General features: G+C 62.6%; 14 protein-coding genes. 5 read left to right on the top strand and 9 right to left on the bottom strand.

Features of this window, described 5'->3' with window-relative positions; genetic code table 11:
- The first annotated feature begins 30 nt into the window (after positions 1–30).
- Complete coding sequence (locus FW796_RS21160) at positions 31–999, top strand: sensor domain-containing diguanylate cyclase (protein ID WP_346632763.1); 969 nt, start codon at positions 31–33, stop codon at positions 997–999.
- A 63-nt stretch (positions 1,000–1,062) separates the two neighbouring features.
- On the opposite strand, the gene FW796_RS21155 is transcribed toward FW796_RS21160, so the two are convergent.
- From FW796_RS21155 to gloB, 8 genes are all read right to left on the bottom strand, one after another.
- On the bottom strand, positions 1,063–1,938 hold the full coding sequence (locus FW796_RS21155) for a hypothetical protein (RefSeq protein ID WP_404939691.1): 876 nt from the start codon (positions 1,936–1,938) through the stop codon (positions 1,063–1,065).
- An 81-nt stretch (positions 1,939–2,019) separates the two neighbouring features.
- Positions 2,020–3,630: an ABC transporter ATP-binding protein gene (locus FW796_RS21150; protein ID WP_446439950.1), complete on the bottom strand. Its 1,611-nt coding sequence runs from the start codon at positions 3,628–3,630 to the stop codon at positions 2,020–2,022.
- 1 nt (position 3,631) lies between these two features.
- Positions 3,632–4,651 carry a microcin C ABC transporter permease gene (locus tag FW796_RS21145; RefSeq protein ID WP_199009713.1) on the bottom strand — a complete coding sequence of 340 codons (1,020 nt, stop codon included), beginning with the start codon at positions 4,649–4,651 and terminating at the stop codon, positions 3,632–3,634.
- A gap of 1 nt (position 4,652) precedes the next feature.
- A complete protein-coding gene (locus FW796_RS21140; RefSeq protein ID WP_025128323.1) occupies positions 4,653–5,726 on the bottom strand; it encodes a microcin C ABC transporter permease YejB in 1,074 nt (357 codons plus the stop codon).
- Position 5,727: 1 nt separating this feature from the next.
- Positions 5,728–7,578: an extracellular solute-binding protein gene (locus FW796_RS21135; protein WP_446439949.1), complete on the bottom strand. Its 1,851-nt coding sequence runs from the start codon at positions 7,576–7,578 to the stop codon at positions 5,728–5,730.
- Complete coding sequence (locus tag FW796_RS21130; RefSeq protein ID WP_346632767.1) at positions 7,575–9,404, bottom strand: extracellular solute-binding protein; 1,830 nt, start codon at positions 9,402–9,404, stop codon at positions 7,575–7,577. The genes FW796_RS21135 and FW796_RS21130 overlap by 4 nt, the downstream gene beginning before the upstream one ends.
- A gap of 172 nt (positions 9,405–9,576) precedes the next feature.
- Positions 9,577–11,007, bottom strand: coding sequence for a transglycosylase SLT domain-containing protein (locus FW796_RS21125; RefSeq protein WP_446439948.1), 1,431 nt, complete (start codon positions 11,005–11,007; stop codon positions 9,577–9,579).
- 99 nt (positions 11,008–11,106) lie between these two features.
- Positions 11,107–11,874: a hydroxyacylglutathione hydrolase gene (gloB, locus tag FW796_RS21120; protein WP_404939701.1), complete on the bottom strand. Its 768-nt coding sequence runs from the start codon at positions 11,872–11,874 to the stop codon at positions 11,107–11,109.
- Between the two features lie 65 nt (positions 11,875–11,939).
- On the opposite strand from gloB, the gene FW796_RS21115 reads away from it, so the two are divergent.
- Entirely contained in the window at positions 11,940–12,698 is a 759-nt protein-coding gene (locus FW796_RS21115; RefSeq protein ID WP_446439947.1) for a methyltransferase domain-containing protein, read from the top strand.
- A 108-nt stretch (positions 12,699–12,806) separates the two neighbouring features.
- On the top strand, positions 12,807–13,256 hold the full coding sequence (rnhA, locus tag FW796_RS21110) for a ribonuclease HI (protein WP_346632771.1): 450 nt from the start codon (positions 12,807–12,809) through the stop codon (positions 13,254–13,256).
- A gap of 5 nt (positions 13,257–13,261) precedes the next feature.
- Here rnhA and FW796_RS21105 read toward each other — a convergent pair whose 3' ends face one another.
- Positions 13,262–13,585 (bottom strand): DUF2388 domain-containing protein, encoded by a 324-nt coding sequence (locus FW796_RS21105; RefSeq protein ID WP_404939705.1) that lies wholly within the window; start codon positions 13,583–13,585, stop codon positions 13,262–13,264.
- Positions 13,586–13,764: 179 nt separating this feature from the next.
- Between FW796_RS21105 and dnaQ the strand changes: the two genes are divergently transcribed.
- Together dnaQ and FW796_RS21095 are read left to right on the top strand one after the other, a co-directional pair.
- Positions 13,765–14,514: a DNA polymerase III subunit epsilon gene (dnaQ, locus tag FW796_RS21100; RefSeq protein ID WP_346632773.1), complete on the top strand. Its 750-nt coding sequence runs from the start codon at positions 13,765–13,767 to the stop codon at positions 14,512–14,514.
- Between the two features lie 172 nt (positions 14,515–14,686).
- Positions 14,687–16,942, top strand: coding sequence for an arginine/lysine/ornithine decarboxylase (locus tag FW796_RS21095; protein WP_346632774.1), 2,256 nt, complete (start codon positions 14,687–14,689; stop codon positions 16,940–16,942).
- Positions 16,943–16,956: the final 14 nt, after the last annotated feature.

Below are 16,956 nucleotides of genomic sequence, written 5' to 3'. Positions count from 1 at the left end.
TTGCGGTCTTAGCCGCGAATGGAGTCAGCGATGTTGTACCCAAGCAAACCCAACAATGAGGCCCTGCGAGTTCAGACCCTGAGGGAGCTGAATGTCCTCGATACTTCGCCGGAAGAGCGCTTCGACCGCCTGACCCGGCTGGCCAAGCGCCTGTTCAATGTACCGATCGCCCTGGTCAGCCTGGTGGACACCGACCGGCAGTGGTTCAAGTCCTGCGTGGGATTGAGCGCCACGCAAACCCCGCGGGACATTTCCTTCTGCGGCCACGCGATTCTCGGCGACCAGATCCTCACCGTTTGCGACGCCGAGCTGGACGAGCGTTTCCATGACAACCCGCTGGTGATCGGCGAGCCGGGGATTCGCTTCTATGCCGGTTGCCCATTGACCGTGCCCAACGGCAGCAAGTTGGGCACCCTGTGCCTGATCGACGTCAAGCCCCGGGACCTGGACGACGAGGAGCGCACCCTGCTGCGGGACCTGGCGCGCATGGCCGAGCAGGAGTTGGCTGCGGTACAGATGGCCAGCATGGATGAGATGACCCTGCTGTCCAATCGTCGCGGCTTCGAAGCCCTGGCCCGACACGCCCTTGGGGTCTGCAAGCGCCTGGAGAAGCCGGCGACCCTGCTGTTTTTCGACCTCAACGAGTTCAAGCAGATCAACGACAGCTACGGCCATGCCGAAGGCGACGGGGCATTGAAGACCTTTGCCGATGTGCTGCGCATTGCCTTTCGCGAGAGCGATGTGATCGGCCGCCTGGGCGGCGATGAGTTCGTGGCCCTGCTGACCGCTGCCGATCACGTCGAGACTTCGGCGATCATGGCGCGCCTCGGTGAAATCCTCGATGAACGCAACGCCACCCTGAAACGCGGCTACGACATCCGCTTCAGCGTGGGGCAGATCGAGTACGACCCCGAGCGCCACGCCGGTATCGAAGAACTCTTGGCCGATGCCGACAAAGCCATGTATCTGCACAAGCAGGCCGGCAAGCGCGCCCATTGAGTTTTGCAGCAGACAAGCCCCGGACCCTGGAGCGGGGCTGCGACAAAAGGATATTGCATGCCGCTACTCGCTGCGTTCCATGAGCGGTGGCTCATATCCTTCCTCGATGTTCACCCCGGCGGCCCTGGCTCGAGTTTCCGCTTGCGAACGACGTTGCAGCAGTGCTTTCAACTGAGCCGGTAGCCGTGTTTTCCATTGTGCTCGTTGTTCCTCGGCAAAATCGCCGGCCCAGAACGTATCCAGTGACATCAGGTTTATGCTGATCAGGTAGACACCGGTTTCCAAGGGTGCGCTTTTCGAGTCGTAGCGCAGGGCTCGGACATGGGCAATGTAGTTGCCGTGATAGAGATACCAGTCATAAAACGTAGAGACGCCGAGCCATTCTTCAAGGCTCATTTCACGGTTGGCATCGAACAGCGGGTGGCTGAGCGGGTTGGTACCCAAGAGACTGTTTTTCCAGTCGAGTTTATTCAGTTCAGAACCGGGTATTCGTGGGTCCGAAGGGTAGTAGTACTTTTGCCATCCAGCGCTCTTCAACTCCCTGATGAGGCGATAGATCAGGTCCTTGTTTTGCTGATGGGGGCTGTTGTCCGGCAGGCCGCGAAGGTCGATGTTCAATGCCTGGATGTTGCTCGATGCCTTGCCATCAACGGCAATGCTCAAACCGGCTACCTGATCCAGCTCAAGAGTGCCCTCAGGCTCAGAGAGGCTCAGGTTCAGCAGCACGCCTCGCCGATCCGCTTCATACCAGCACATGTCGAGCGCATCCAGGCAGTCGGCGGTAAAGCTCACCGGGCTGTTTTTGAGGAATTGAGCAACCGGTGCGCCTAAACGGATATGAAGGCTTGCGAGGTTGCCCGGAGTCTTATTCGGGTCTTTATCTTGTGTGCTGTCGCAGCCGGCTAGAAAGATCAACAGCAACAGATAGCACCACTTCATGTTGGACTGTTCCCACGGGCGATCTTTGCGGTTTCATTTTCCATATGATTTTTTACGTCGAGCATCCGTTCCTGTTGCAGATTATTCGGCGCTTGCCGGAGCCAGGAAGGCGGCTTCCAGTAATTGCCGTGTGTACGGATGTTGTGGGAGGGCAAAGATGCTGCGCGCGTCGCCCTGTTCCACCACCTGGCCGTGCTTGATCACCATCAACTGGTGGCTCAGGGCCTTGACCACCGCCAGGTCATGGCTGATGAACAGGTAGGTCAGGTTGTACTTGCTCTGCAGCTTGCGCAGCAGTTCCACCACCTGGCGCTGCACGGTGCGATCCAGGGCTGAGGTCGGCTCGTCCAACAGGATCAGCCGCGGCTTGAGCACTAGGGCCCGGGCGATGGCAATGCGCTGGCGTTGGCCACCGGAAAACTCATGGGGGTAGCGGTGCCGGGTTTGTGGGTCCAGGCCCACCTCCTCGAGCGCTTCGATGATCGCTTGTTCCTGCTCCTGTTCGCTGCCGATCTTGTGGATGCGCAAGCCTTCGCCAACGATCTGGCTCACGCTCATGCGCGGGCTGAGGCTGCCAAAGGGGTCCTGGAACACCACCTGCATTTCCCGCCGCAGCGGCCGTACCTGTTGCTGGGACAGGGCGTCCAGCTGCTGTCCCTCGAACCGAATCCCGCCCTGGCTGGAGATCAGGCGCAGGATCGCCAGGCCCAGGGTCGACTTGCCCGAGCCGCTTTCACCGACGATGCCCAGGGTCTGGCCCTGGGGCAGGCTGAAGTGGATGCCGTCCACGGCCTTGACGTGATCCACGGTGCTGCGCAGCAGGCCTTTCTTGATCGGGAACCAGACCTTGAGGTTGTTCACTTCCAGCAACGGCGGGCCGATCGGGTTGTTCGCCGGGGTGCCGCTGGGCTCCGCCGCCAGCAGTTCCCGGGTATAGGGATGCTGCGGCGCACGGAACAGATCCTCACAGGACGCCTGTTCGACGATGCAACCCTTCTGCATCACGCAGACCCGGTGGGCAATGCGCCGCACCAGATTCAGGTCGTGGCTGATCAGCAGCAGCGCCATCCCCAGGCGTGCCTGCAACTCCTTGAGCAGCTCGAGGATCTTCAACTGCACGGTGACGTCCAGGGCCGTGGTGGGTTCGTCGGCAATCAGCAGCTCCGGCTCGTTGGCCAGGGCCATGGCGATCATCACCCGTTGCCGCTGGCCGCCGGACAGCTCATGGGGCAGGGCCTTGAGGCGCTTGTGGGGTTCGGGGATGCCCACCAGTTCCAGCAGTTCCAGGGTGCGCTTGCTGGCGACCTTGCCGGTCAGGCCCTTGTGAATGCCCAGCACTTCGTTGATCTGCTTCTCGATGCTGTGCAGCGGGTTCAGCGAAGTCATGGGCTCCTGGAAGATCATGGCAATGCGGTTGCCGCGAATGTGGCGAATGGTCTTCTCGTTGAGGGTCAGCAGGTCATGCCCGGAGTAGTGGATGCTGCCGGACGGATGCTGGGCCAGGGGGTAGGGCAAAAGGCGCAGGATGGAGTGGGCGGTCACCGATTTGCCGGAGCCGCTTTCCCCTACCAGGGCCAGGGTTTCGCCGCGCTTGATGTCGAAGCTGATGCCTTCCACCACCCGCTGGCGATGCTCGCCGGCCACGAACTCGACAGCCAGGTCGCGGACTTCGATCAGATTGTCCTGGGTCATGTCATTTCCTCGGGTCGAAGGCATCGCGGGCGGACTCGCCGATAAACACCAGCAGGCTGAGCATCAGGGCCAGCACGGCAAACGCGCTCATGCCCAGCCAGGGCGCCTGCAGGTTGGATTTGCCCTGGGCCACCAGCTCGCCCAGGGACGGCGCGCCGGGGGGCAGGCCGAAGCCGAGGAAGTCCAGGGCGGTGAGGGTGCCGATGGCGCCCGTGAGGATGAAGGGCATGAAGGTCATGGTGGAGACCATGGCATTGGGCAGGATGTGACGGAACATGATGGCGCCGTTCTGCATGCCCAGGGCCCTGGCCGCGCGCACGTATTCCAGGTTGCGCCCGCGCAGGAACTCGGCGCGCACCACGTCCACCAGGCTCATCCAGGAGAACAGCAGCATGATCCCCAGCAACCACCAGAAGTTGGGCTGCACGAAGCTGGCCAGGATGATCAGCAGGTAGAGCACCGGCAGCCCGGACCAGATCTCCAGGAAACGTTGCCCGGCAAGGTCTACCCAGCCGCCGTAGAAGCCCTGCAGGGCGCCGGCGATGACCCCGATGATCGAGCTGAGGATGGTCAGGGTCAGGGCGAACAGCACCGAGATGCGAAAGCCGTAGATGACCCGGGCCAGCACATCACGGCCCTGGTCGTCGGTGCCCAGCAGGTTGTCCGCCGAGGGCGGCGCCGGCGCCGGCACCCGCAGGTCGTAGTTGATGCTCTGGTAGCTGAAGGGGATCGGCGCCCAGAGCACCCAGGCATCCTTCTGCGCCAGCAGCTCGCGGATATAGGGGCTCTTGTAGTTGGCCTCCAGGGGAAACTCGCCGCCGAAGGTGGTTTCCGGGTAGCGCTTGAGGGCCGGGAAGTACCAGCCGCCTTCGTAGTGCACCACCAACGGCTTGTCGTTGGCGATCAGTTCGGCGCCCAGGCTGAGGATGAACAGCACCAGGAACAGCCAGAGTGACCACCAGCCGCGTTTATTGGCCTTGAAGCGCTCGAAGCGCCGACGATTGAGGGGGGACAGGTTCATCTCAATGCTCCCGGCTGTCGAAGTCGATGCGCGGATCGACCAGGGTGTAGGTCAGGTCGCCGATCAGTTTCACCACCAATCCCAGCAGGGTGAAGATGAATAGGGTGCCGAACACCACCGGGTAGTCGCGGTTGATCGCCGCCTCGAAGCTCATCAGGCCCAGGCCGTCGAGGGAGAAGATCACTTCCACCAACAGGGACCCGGTGAAGAAGATGCCGATGAAGGCCGAGGGGAAGCCGGCGATCACCAGCAGCATGGCGTTGCGGAACACATGGCCGTAGAGCACGCGACGCTGGGTCAGGCCCTTGGCCTTGGCAGTGATCACGTATTGCTTGTTGATCTCGTCGAGGAAGCTGTTCTTGGTCAGCAGGGTCATGGTGGCGAAGTGGCCAATCACCAGGGCGGTGACCGGCAGCGCCAGGTGCCAGAAGTAGTCGAGGATCTTGCGGCCCCAGCTCAACTGGTCGAAGTCGTTGGAGGTCAGGCCGCGCAGGGGGAACCAGTTGAAATAGCTGCCGCCGGCGAACACCACGATCAGCAGGATGGCGAACAGGAAGGCCGGGATTGCATAGCCGACGATGATCGCCGAGCTGGTCCAGACGTCGAAGTGGCTGCCGTGGCGGGTGGCCTTGGCGATCCCCAGGGGGATCGACACCAGGTACATGATCAGGGTGCTCCACAGCCCCAGGGAAATGGACACCGGCATCTTTTCCTTGATCAGGTCCACCACCTTGGCGTCACGGAAGAAGCTGTTGCCGAAATCCAGGGTGGCGTAGTTCTTGATCATGATCCACAAGCGTTCCGGCGCCGATTTGTCGAAGCCGTACATGTGCTCGATTTCCTTGATCAGGGCCGGGTCCAGGCCCTGGGCGCCGCGGTAGCTGCTGCCTGCCACCGAGACTTCGGCACCGCCGCCGGCGATGCGGCTGGTGGCGCCGTCGAAACCTTCGAGCTTGGCGATCATCTGCTCCACCGGGCCACCGGGCGCGGCCTGGATGATCACGAAGTTGATCAGCAGGATGCCCAGCAGGGTGGGGATGATCAGCAGCAGTCGGCGAACGATATAGGCCAGCATGTCATTGCACCCTGTCGGCCGCGGCCGCCTGGTCCGGGGCCGGTTCTACGGCGGGCTTGGCATCGGGTTTGATCCACCAGGTGTTGATGCCGATGTCGTACTTGGGCGCGACTTTCGGGTGGCCGATGTGGTCCCAGTAGGCCACGCGCCAGGTCTTGATGTGCCAGTTGGGGATCACGTAGTAGCCCCATTGCAGCACGCGGTCCAGGGCCTTGGCATGGGCCACCAGGCTGTTGCGCGAGTCGGCGTTGATCAGGCTTTCCACCAGGCTGTCGATGGCCGGGTCCTTGAGGCCGATGTAGTTGCGGCTGCCGGGCTTGTCGGCGCTGGAAGACATCCAGAACTCGCGTTGCTCGTTACCCGGGGAGTTGGACTGGGGGAAGCTGCCGACGATCATGTCGAAGTCCCGGGAACGCACCCGGGTGATGTACTGGGACACGTCGACCCGGCGGATCACCAGCTCGATCCCCAGGTCGGCCAGGTTGCGCTTGAACGGCAGCAGCACCCGTTCGAACTCGGTCTGGGCCAGGAGGAATTCTATCACCAGCGGCTTGCCCTGGGCGTCGACCATCTTGTCGTCGACGATGCGCCAGCCGGCTTCCTGCAGCAGTTGGTAGGCCCGGCGTTGCTGGGCGCGGATCATGCCGCTGCCGTCGCACTGGGACGGCGCGAAGGCCTCGTCGAACACCTGCTCGGGAATCTTGTCGCGCAAGGGTTCGAGGATGGCCAGCTCGTCGGGGCCCGGCAGGCCGGTGGCGGCCATCTCCGAGTTCTCGAAGTAGCTGCGGGTGCGGGTGTAGGCGCCATTGAACAGCTGCTTGTTGCTCCATTCGAAGTCCAACAGCAGGCTCAGGGCATGACGCACCCGCACGTCCTGGAATATCGGCCGGCGGGTGTTGAAGACAAAACCCTGCATGCCGGTGGGGTTGCCGTTGGCGATCTGTTCCTTGATCAAGCGTCCCTGGGCCACGGCCGGGGTGTTGTAGGCGTTGGCCCAGTTCTTCGCGCTCATCTCCAGCCAATAGTCGAACTGGCCGGCCTTGAGGGCCTCCAGCGCCACGGTGTTGTCACGGTAGTAATCGCTGGTCATCACGTCGAAGTTGTAGAAGCCGCGGTTGACCGGCAGGTCCCTGGCCCAGTAGTCCTTGACCCGCTCGTAGCGGATCGAGCGTCCGGCCTTGACTTCGGTCACCCGGTAGGGGCCGCTGCCCAGGGGCACTTCCAGGTTGCTCTTGGCAAAGTCCCGATGTTCCCACCAGTGCTTGGGCAGGACCGTCAGTTGGCCGAGGATCAACGGCAGCTCGCGGTTGTTGCTGTGCTTGAACTTGAACAGCACCCGCAGCGGGTCTTCGGCGATCACCTGATCAACGTCGGCGTAGTAGCCACGGTACAGCGGCGAACCGGCGCTCATCAGGGTCTGGAAGCTGAACACCACGTCCTCGGCGCGAATCGGCTGGCCGTCGTTGAAGCGAGCCTCCGGGCGCAGGTAGAAACGCACCCAGCTGTTGTCCGGGGCTTTCTCGATCTTGCCCGCCACCAGGCCGTACTCGGTGAAGGGTTCGTCCAGGCTCTGGGTCATCAGGGTGTCGTAGATCAGACCGATGTTGAGCTCGGGCACGCCTTTGCTGATGAACGGATTGAGGCTGTCGAAGCTGCCGAAGCCGGCCATGCGGAAGGTGCCGCCCTTGGGGGCCTGGGGGTCGACGAAGTCGAAGTGCTGGAAGTTCGCCGGGTATTTCGGCGCTTCGTTGTACAGGGTCAGGGCATGTTGCGGCGCAGCCTGGGCACAGCAGGCGATGACGCCGAACAACAGGCCGCTGGTGCGCAGGAGCAGGGCACGCAGAGGCATCATTGGGTGTTCTCCAGGGACTTCAGCCACCAGGCATTCAAGCCCAGGTTGTAGGGCGGCGTGGTGACGAAGGCGAACCGGTTACGGTAGGCCAGACGGTGATGGTTGAGGTACCAGTTGGGAATCATGTAGTGCTGCCACAGCAGTACCCGGTCCAGGGCGCGGCCGGCGGCCAGTTGTTCGTCCCGGCTCTGGGCGGCCAGCAGTTGTTCCAGCAGGTGATCGACAATCGGATTGTTGATGCCTGCGTAGTTCTTGCTGCCCTTGACCGAGACCTGGCTGGAGTGGAAGTACTGCCATTGCTCCAGGCCCGGGCTCAGGGTCTGGTTGAGAGTCATGAGAATCATGTCGTAGTCGAACTGATCCAGGCGTTGCTTGTACTGCGCTCGGTCCACGGTGCGCAGGCGGGCGTCGATGCCGATGCTGGCCAGGTTCTCCACATAAGGTTGGAGAATGCGCTCCAGGTTGGGGTTGACCAGCATCAGTTCCAGGCGCAGTGGCTGTCCGGCGCTGTTCTGCAGGCGCTGGCCATTGAGCTTCCAGCCGGCTTCGGCCAGCAGCGCCAGGGCGCGACGCAGGGTCTGGCGGGGGATGCCCCGGCCTTCGGTGCGCGGCAGGCTGAAGGCCTGGGTGAAGAGGTTGGGGGGCAGTTGTTCGCGGTAGGGCGAGAGCAGCAGCCACTCATGCCCCACCGGCAGGCCCGTGGCGGAGAACTCGCTGTTGGGGTAGTAGCTCAGGGTGCGCTGGTAGGCGCCGCTGAACAGGGTGCGGTTGGTCCATTCGAAGTCGAACATCAGGCCCAGGGCCTCACGCACGCGAACGTCGGCGAAGAGGCTGCGCCGGGTATTCATGAACAGGCCCTGGGTCTGGGTCGGAATCTGGTGCGCCACCTGGGCCTTGATCACCTCGCCGCGCGTGACCGCCGGGAAGTTGTAGCCATTGGCCCAGTTCTTGGCCTGGTGCTCGATGTAGATGTCGAACTCACCGGCCTTGAAGGCTTCGAAAGCCACATCGCTGTCGCGGTAGAACTCCACCTCGACCCGGTCGAAGTTGTTGAAGCCGCGGTTGACCGGCAAGTCCTTGCCCCAGTAGTCCTTGACCCGTTCGAACACCAGTTGGCGTCCGGGCTGGACCTGGGTGATGCGATAGGGGCCGCTGCCCAGGGGCGGGGTGAAGGTGGTGGCCTTGAAGTCGCGGTCTTTCCAGTAGTGCTGGGGCAGGACCGGCAACTCTCCCAGGCGCAGGATCAGCAGGGGGTTGCCGGCGCGCTTGAACACGAAGCGGATGCGCTGCGGGCCGAGGATGTCCACCCGCTGCACTTCCTGCAGGTTGGTGCGGTATTGCGGGTGGCCGTCCTTGAGCAGCAGGCGATAGGAAAACGCCACGTCGTAGGCGGTGATCGGCTGGCCATCGTGAAAGCGCGCCTCGGGGCGCAGGTTGAACACCACCCAGCTGCGGTCCTCGCTGTACTCCACGGAGCGGGCGATCAGGCCATAGCTGGAGGTGGGTTCATCGCCGGAGGGCGCGTAGAGGCCGGTGCCGACCATCAACGGCTCGTTGAGCTCGTTGACGCCGTATTGCAGGAAGTTCGGCGTGGCTACCGGGCTGATGCCCTTGAAGGTATAGGGGTTGAGGGTGTCGAACGTGCCAAAGGCCATGACCCGCAAGGTGCCGCCTTTGGGCGCCACGGGATTGACCCAGTCGAAGTGGGTGAACTTGGCCGGGTACTTGAGCGTGCCAAACTGCGCATAACCATGACTTTCAGTGATCGTTGCGCTTGCGGGAAAGCTCAAGGCCAGACTGATGAAGAACAGAAGGAGGGGACGCATCGAGTCAGAGATCCGATCCAGGCGGCTTGGGCTTTGTGCTCCGTACAGTAACAGCTTGTATCAGCAGGAAAAAGCTCGCTGGCGCGCGCTTTGTGCAATTGAAATCTCCTGTAGGAGCCGGCTTGCCGGCGAAGGCTGTTCGCCGGCAAGCCAGCTCCTACAGGGGCGGATTTCAGTGCGGCAGGTAAACCGTCAGCATCTGGCCGGGCTTGAGGGCCTGGGCCGCGCGCGGGTTCCAGCGCTTGAGGTGCTGCATCTCGACGTTGAAGCGCTTGGCCACGATGTACAGCGAGTCGCCTTGCTTGACCTTGTACTGGGTCGACTTCTGCTTGCCGCTGCTGGCGACAGTGGTTTTCTTGCCGGCGGTCTTTCGGGTGTCCTGCATCACCAGGGTCTGGCCGACCTTGAGGTTCTTGCCGCTGAGCTTGTTCCAGCGTTGCAGGTCCTGCACATCCACCTTGTTGGCCTTGGCGATCAGGGTCAGGTTGTCGCCGTTCTTGACCCGGTAGATGCGCTTGGGCCGCAGCGAGTCGCGGCCTTCATCGCGGTCGAAGACCGGCTTGAGGGAGCGTTTGCTGATCAGCTCTTCGGGCTTCATGGTGGACAGGCTGGTGGTCAGCAGCTGGGCCTTGGACGTCGGCACCAGCAGGTGTTGCGGACCATCGACGGTGGTGCGCTGCTTGAACGCCGGATTGAGCTGGAACAGCTCGTCCTCGTCGATGTTGGCCACCGCCGCGACCTTGGACAGGTCCATGCGCTGGTTGATCTCCACCACCTGGAAGTAGGGTTCGTTGGCGATGGGGTTGAGATTGACGCCGTAGGCTTGCGGGGCCAGCACCACCTGGGACAGGGCCAGCAGCTTGGGTACATAGGCCTGGGTTTCCGTCGGCAGCGGCAGGTTCCAGTAGTCGGTGGGCAGGCCGAGCTTCTCGTTGCGCTCAATGGCCCGGCTGACCGTACCTTCACCGGCGTTGTAGGCGGCCAGCGCCAGTAGCCAGTCGCCGTTGAACATGTCGTGCAGGCGGGTCAGGTAGTCCAAGGCCGCGGTGGTCGATGCGGTGATGTCGCGTCGACCATCGTAGAAGCGGGTCTGGCGCAGGTTGAAGTAGCGACCGGTGGCCGGAACGAACTGCCAGAGGCCTACCGCATCGGCCCGGGAATAGGCCAGCGGGTTGTAGGCGCTCTCGATCACCGGCAGCAGGGCCAGTTCCAGCGGCATGTTGCGCTCTTCGAGACGTTCGACGATGTAGTGGATATAGAGGCTGCCGCGCTCGCCGGCATTTTCCAGGAAGGAAGGGTTGCTGGCGAACCACAGGCGCTGCTGTTCAATACGCGGGTTGACGCCCAGGCCTTCTTGCAGTTGGAACCCTTGGCGCATGCGTTCCCAGACGTCCTGGGGTATTTGCGGGCTTGGCTGGGTGCTCAGCCAGATGGGTTTCTGCTTGATGCGGGCGTTGAAATTCTGTGTGTGTGTCGCGTCGCTCTGCGGGGCATGGCCGGTGCTTTGGCAGCCCGCAAGAGTCGCTGACACAGCTACCGCGATGGCCTGGGCCAAGCGCGTCAATGCGTCTGAACTGATGGAATAACGAATAGATGACGACATTGGCTGGAAGTAAGTTCCGGGCAAAAATGTCGGGCGATTCTAGAAAGCACCCGGGGTGCGGTCAACCATTCAGAATTTTTGTGCCAATAGTTAGCCTGCTTAGAACTTATCTTTCCAGGCCCTCAGGGCCGCAAAGACCGCACTCTGCGACGGGTTATCCTGGCCATTCCGTTCGTCCGCTTTTTGTTTAACGGATGTTTCACCGGTACGCAAAAAGGGGTTGGTCAGTTTCTCCAGGGCCAGGGTCGATGGCAGGGTCATGTGCCCGTGCTCGCGCATTTGCGTGACTTTTTCCAGGCGCTGGGCGATGTCCGGATTGGCAGGTTCCACCGCCTGGGCGAAGCGCAGGTTGCTCAGGGTGTATTCGTGGGTGCAGTAGATCAGGGTGTCGTCCGGCAGCGCGGCGAGGCGGCTGAGGGACTGGTGCATCTGCTCCGGGGTGCCTTCGAACAGACGGCCGCAACCGGCGGCGAACAGGGTGTCACCACAGAACAGCAGGCCGTGGTGGTAGTAGGCGATATGCCCCAGGGTGTGGCCCGGCACGGCGAACACTTCGAAGTCCCAGCCGAGGATGCTGGCGTGGTCGTTGGCGTCCAGGGCCACGTCGCGCCCGGGGATCTTTTCCTGTGCCGGGCCGTAGACCGTGGCGCCGCTGTGCTGTTTCAGGCGCTCGACACCACCGACATGATCGTGGTGATGGTGGGTCACCAGGATGTCGCTCAGGCTCCAGCCCGGGTGCTGTTCCAGCCAGGCCAGTACCGGCGCCGCATCCCCGGGATCGACAACTGCGCAGCGCTGGCTGCGATGATCTTGTAACAACCAGATGTAGTTGTCGGTGAAGGCGGGCAGGGCACTGATCTGTATCATCTTCGGATTCGCCAAGCGGAAAACATTGGCGCATCTTAGAGCTTCTTGGCGTGTTGGAGAATGCAATGACCGATAAAGCCTTCGCTCAGGCAGATCCCGACTGGCTGGCCCTGATCAGTGCGGCCCGGGACTGGTTGTCCGGCCCTCTGGGGCAGTTTCTGCTGGATGAAGAACGACGCATGCTTGAAGAGGAGCTGGGGCGTTTCTTCGGCGGTTATCTGGTGCACTACGGACCTTCGGCGCAGACCCCGCCGGCGGCGCCCCAGGTGCAGCGCAACGTACGCCTGGGCGCGCCATTGCCCGGGGTCGAGATTGTCTGTGAGGAACAGGCCTGGCCTCTGAGCGAACATGCTGCCGATGTGGTGGTGCTGCAGCACGGTCTGGATTTCTGCCTGTCACCCCACGGTCTGCTGCGAGAGGCGGCCAGCAGCGTAAGGCCCGGTGGCCACTTGCTGATTATCGGTATCAACCCCTGGAGCGCCTGGGGCCTGCGTCATGTTTTCGCCCATGACGCCTTGCGCCAGGCCCGTTGCATCTCGCCGTCGCGGGTGGGCGACTGGCTCAACCTGCTGGGGTTCGCGCTGGAGAAACGCCGCTTCGGGTGCTATCGTCCGCCGCTTGCGTCGGCAGCATGGCAGGCACGACTGGCGGGCTGGGAGCGCAAGGCCGGGCAGTGGCAACTGTCTGGGGGCGGCTTCTATCTATTGGTGGCTCGCAAGATCGTCGTAGGCCTGCGCCCGGTGCGCCAGGTCCGGCGCGAACCGATGGGCAAGCTGGTACCGCTGCCCATGGCCAAGGTCAATCGCCGTAACAGCGAACCTTGATGACCTGTTGATACCTTCTTTTTATATGGACCGGCCGGGTTTTCCCGGCCCTGGGCATTGTCGATTCCAAGCGGCGGGCCACTGGCAATTTTCTGATGGAAGGCGTGGATGAGCGATAGCGTAGAAATCTTTACCGACGGTGCCTGCAAGGGCAATCCCGGCCCGGGTGGCTGGGGCGCTTTGTTGGTATGCAAGGGTGTCGAGAAGGAACTCTGGGGCGGCGAAGCCAACACCACCAACAATCGCATGGAACTGATGGCGGCGATTCGCGGCCTGGAAGAACTCAAGCGTGAATGCGATGTGTTGCTGGTCACCGACTCGCAGTATGTGATGAAGGGCATCAACGAGTGGATGGCCAACTGGAAGAAGCGCGGCTGGAAGACCGCGGCCAAGGAGCCGGTGAAGAACGCCGACCTGTGGCAGCAACTGGATGAACAGGTCAACCGCCACAACGTGAGCTGGAAATGGGTGCGCGGTCACACCGGCCATCACGGCAACGAGCGTGCCGACCAGTTGGCCAACCGTGGTGTGGACGAGGTCCGCGGCTACAAGGGCTGACGGCGTTACAGGGTGAGGATCGCCGCAGCCAGTTGGGTGTCGCTGTAGGGCGGGTTGTGCAGCACCTGGCGGATCCGCTGTAGCGCCGATGTCAGGCGCGCGCCGTGAATTGCCCCGTCGCTGGCGACAAAGGTCGCGGCATCGCTGCGGGCCTCCAGCACCAGTTTGTCGTCCTTGAAGGAACTACTGATTTTCGCTGTCCGCTCGCTGCTGGTCAGCAGGCCGCTCATGCTCAGATCGGTGCTGATCACCAGGCCGGTGGCGTGGCTGGCGCTGCTGAACAGGGCGATACACAGCAGGCATTGCAGGCGGCGAAGACCAGTCGACATGAGGCAGCGCGTCCAGAAGAAAGAAGGCGGCACCCTAGCAGCCGGCCCCTGGGCGATCCTCATGAGCTTTGCAAACAACTGTTAAAAAGTGCGTGGCAGCGACATGACCGGTGCGCGCACAGTCCATGGGTTGGGCATGCTAAAATCCCACCCTTTGCCAGATTGAGAACGGACCACTGATGGCCAACAGATCTGTTGTACTCGATACCGAAACCACCGGTATGCCGGTGACCGACGGTCACCGGATCATTGAAATCGGTTGCGTCGAGTTGATCGGTCGGCGCCTGACCGGGCGGCACTTCCACGTTTACCTGCAACCGGATCGCGAGAGCGATGAAGGCGCCATCGGCGTCCACGGCATCACCAACGAATTCCTGGTGGGCAAGCCGCGTTTCGCCGAAGTCGCCGACGAGTTCTTCGACTTTATCCAGGGCGCGCAGCTGATCATCCACAACGCGGCGTTCGACGTTGGCTTCATCAACAACGAATTCGCCTTGATGGGTCAGCACGAGCGGGCCGACATCACCCAGCACTGCACCATCCTCGACACCCTGATGATGGCCCGTGAGCGGCACCCGGGGCAGCGCAACAGCCTCGACGCCCTGTGCAAACGCTACGGTGTCGACAACTCCGGCCGTGAATTGCACGGCGCCTTGCTCGACTCGGAGATCCTGGCCGACGTCTACCTGACCATGACCGGTGGCCAGACCAGCCTGTCCCTGGCGGGCAACGCCTCGGATGGCAACGGTTCTGGCGAGGGTGCCGGCCGGGCCTCGGAGATCCGCCGCTTGCCGGCCGATCGTCCGCGGGGGCGGATCATCCAGGCCAGCGAAGCCGAGTTGGCCGAGCACCAGACGCGCCTGGAGATCATCGCCAAGTCTGCCGGCGGCCCGGCACTGTGGACCCAATTGCTCGAAGCCCAGCAGTAAACCCCGCACCCCTGGCCTCCGCTGCAGGCTGTTGCGCTGCAGCCAGGGGCCAATTGTTCCAGTGCGACGTTTTGTTACACCGTGCCCCTGCCTGGGATGACACGAAGCGTCAGGAGCTTCTACCCTGAGTCCATTGGCGGGACCCATCCGCCGTCTCAGGACAGCCTGCCCCATGTATAAAGACCTGCAGTTTCCGATCCTGATCGTGCACCGCGATATCAAGGCCGACACGGTGGCGGGAGACCGGGTGCGGGGCATTGCCCGGGAGCTGGAAAAGGATGGATTCAGCATCTTTTCCGCAGTCAACTACGCCGAGGGGCGGCTAGTGGCCTCGACCCATCACGGCCTCGCTTGCATGCTGATCGCTGCCGAGGGCGCTGGGGAAAACACCCATCTTCTGCAAAACATGGTGGAGCTGATCCGCCTGGCCCGGGTGCGCGCGCCCTTGTTGCCGATCTTCGCCCTGGGGGAGCAGATGACCCTGGAAAACGCCCCCGCCGATGCCATGAGCGAACTCAATCAGCTACGAGGCATTCTCTACCTGTTCGAGGACACGGTGCCCTTCCTGGCCCGGCAAGTGGCCCGGGCCGCGCGCAATTATCTCGACGGCCTGCTGCCACCCTTCTTCAAGGCCCTGGTGCAGCACACCGCCGACTCCAACTATTCCTGGCACACCCCGGGGCACGGCGGTGGCGTGGCCTATCGCAAGAGCCCGGTGGGTCAGGCGTTCCACCAGTTCTTCGGAGAGAACACTTTGCGTTCGGACCTCTCGGTGTCCGTGCCGGAGCTGGGCTCGCTGCTGGACCACACCGGGCCCCTGGCGGAAGCCGAGGCCCGGGCGGCGCGCAATTTCGGCGCCGACCACACCTTCTTCGTGATCAATGGCACCTCCACCGCCAACAAGATTGTCTGGCATTCCATGGTGGGGCGCGATGACCTGGTGCTGGTGGATCGCAACTGTCACAAGTCGGTGCTGCACTCGATCATCATGACCGGGGCCATCCCCTTGTACCTGTGTCCCGAACGCAATGAACTGGGGATCATCGGGCCGATTCCCTTGAGCGAGTTCAGCCCCGAGTCGATCCAGGCCAAGATCGACGCCAGCCCGCTGACCCGCGGTCGGCCACCCAAGGTCAAGCTGGCGGTGGTCACCAACTCCACCTATGACGGGCTCTGCTACAACGCCGAGCTGATCAAGCAAAGCCTGGGCAACAGCGTCGAGGTGCTGCATTTCGACGAGGCCTGGTATGCCTATGCGGCCTTCCACGAATTCTTCGCCGGGCGCTACGGCATGGGCACCTCGCGCTCCGCTGACAGTCCGCTGGTGTTCACCACCCACTCCACCCACAAGCTGTTGGCGGCTTTCAGCCAGGCGTCGATGATCCATGTGCAGGACGGCGGCGCCCGGCAACTGGATCGGGACCGCTTCAACGAAGCCTTCATGATGCATATCTCGACGTCGCCCCAGTACAGCATCATCGCGTCCCTGGATGTGGCCTCGGCGATGATGGAAGGGCCGGCGGGACGTTCGCTGTTGCAGGAGATGTTCGATGAGGCCCTGAGCTTTCGCCGGGCCCTGGCCAATCTGCGGCAGAACATTGCCGCCGATGACTGGTGGTTCTCGATTTGGCAGCCGGAGCGGGTTGAAGGCATCGATCAGGTGCGCACCGGTGACTGGTTGCTTGAGCCGGAAGGCGAGTGGCACGGTTTTACCGGAGTCACCGATGATTATGTGCTGCTCGATCCGATCAAGGTGACCCTGGTAATGCCTGGTCTGACCGCCGGCGGGGCCTTGAGCGAACACGGGATTCCCGCTGCGGTGGTCAGCAAGTTCCTCTGGGAGCGCGGACTGGTGGTGGAAAAGACCGGGCTCTATTCGTTCCTGGTGCTGTTCTCCATGGGCATCACCAAGGGCAAGTGGAGCACGCTGCTCACCGAACTCCTGGAGTTCAAGCGCAACTACGACGCCAATGTCAGTCTGGCCAGCTGCCTGCCCAGCGTGGCCGGGCAGGACCCGCAGCGCTATCAGGGCATGGGGTTGCAGGATCTGTGCGACCAGTTGCACGCCTGCTACCGCAGCAACGCCACGGCCAAGCACCTCAAACGCATGTACACGGTGCTGCCGGAGGTGGCGATGAAGCCCGCCGACGCCTATGACCATCTGGTGCGCGGTGAAGTGGAGGCGGTGTCCATCGATCAACTGCAGGGGCGTATCGCGGCGGTGATGCTGGTGCCATACCCGCCGGGCATCCCGCTGATCATGCCCGGTGAGCGGTTCACCGAGTCGACCCGTTCGATCATCGACTACCTGGCCTTTGCCCGAGCCTTCGACAGCAGTTTCCCAGGGTTCGTCGCCGATGTGCATGGCCTGCAGCATGACGATCAGGGCAATGGACGGCAGTACACCGTCGATTGCGTCAAGGCATGAGGAGTTTTCCCGCT

It is taken from the genome of Pseudomonas sp. 910_21 (genome assembly GCF_052850735.1).
This window is presented reverse-complemented; position numbering and strand designations above follow the sequence as displayed.

What these genes read in the sequence shown, in the direction of transcription:
- FW796_RS21160 (WP_346632763.1), top strand. Translation starts at nt 31, where the DNA reads ATGTTGTACCCAAGCAAACCCAACAATGAGGCCCTGCGAGTTCAGACC.
- FW796_RS21155 (WP_404939691.1), bottom strand. Translation starts at nt 1,938, where the DNA reads ATGAAGTGGTGCTATCTGTTGCTGTTGATCTTTCTAGCCGGCTGCGAC.
- FW796_RS21150 (WP_446439950.1), bottom strand. Translation starts at nt 3,630, where the DNA reads ATGACCCAGGACAATCTGATCGAAGTCCGCGACCTGGCTGTCGAGTTC.
- FW796_RS21145 (WP_199009713.1), bottom strand. Translation starts at nt 4,651, where the DNA reads ATGAACCTGTCCCCCCTCAATCGTCGGCGCTTCGAGCGCTTCAAGGCC.
- FW796_RS21140 (WP_025128323.1), bottom strand. Translation starts at nt 5,726, where the DNA reads ATGCTGGCCTATATCGTTCGCCGACTGCTGCTGATCATCCCCACCCTG.
- FW796_RS21135 (WP_446439949.1), bottom strand. Translation starts at nt 7,578, where the DNA reads ATGATGCCTCTGCGTGCCCTGCTCCTGCGCACCAGCGGCCTGTTGTTC.
- FW796_RS21130 (WP_346632767.1), bottom strand. Translation starts at nt 9,404, where the DNA reads ATGCGTCCCCTCCTTCTGTTCTTCATCAGTCTGGCCTTGAGCTTTCCC.
- FW796_RS21125 (WP_446439948.1), bottom strand. Translation starts at nt 11,007, where the DNA reads ATGTCGTCATCTATTCGTTATTCCATCAGTTCAGACGCATTGACGCGC.
- gloB (WP_404939701.1), bottom strand. Translation starts at nt 11,874, where the DNA reads ATGATACAGATCAGTGCCCTGCCCGCCTTCACCGACAACTACATCTGG.
- FW796_RS21115 (WP_446439947.1), top strand. Translation starts at nt 11,940, where the DNA reads ATGACCGATAAAGCCTTCGCTCAGGCAGATCCCGACTGGCTGGCCCTG.
- rnhA (WP_346632771.1), top strand. Translation starts at nt 12,807, where the DNA reads ATGAGCGATAGCGTAGAAATCTTTACCGACGGTGCCTGCAAGGGCAAT.
- FW796_RS21105 (WP_404939705.1), bottom strand. Translation starts at nt 13,585, where the DNA reads ATGTCGACTGGTCTTCGCCGCCTGCAATGCCTGCTGTGTATCGCCCTG.
- dnaQ (WP_346632773.1), top strand. Translation starts at nt 13,765, where the DNA reads ATGGCCAACAGATCTGTTGTACTCGATACCGAAACCACCGGTATGCCG.
- FW796_RS21095 (WP_346632774.1), top strand. Translation starts at nt 14,687, where the DNA reads ATGTATAAAGACCTGCAGTTTCCGATCCTGATCGTGCACCGCGATATC.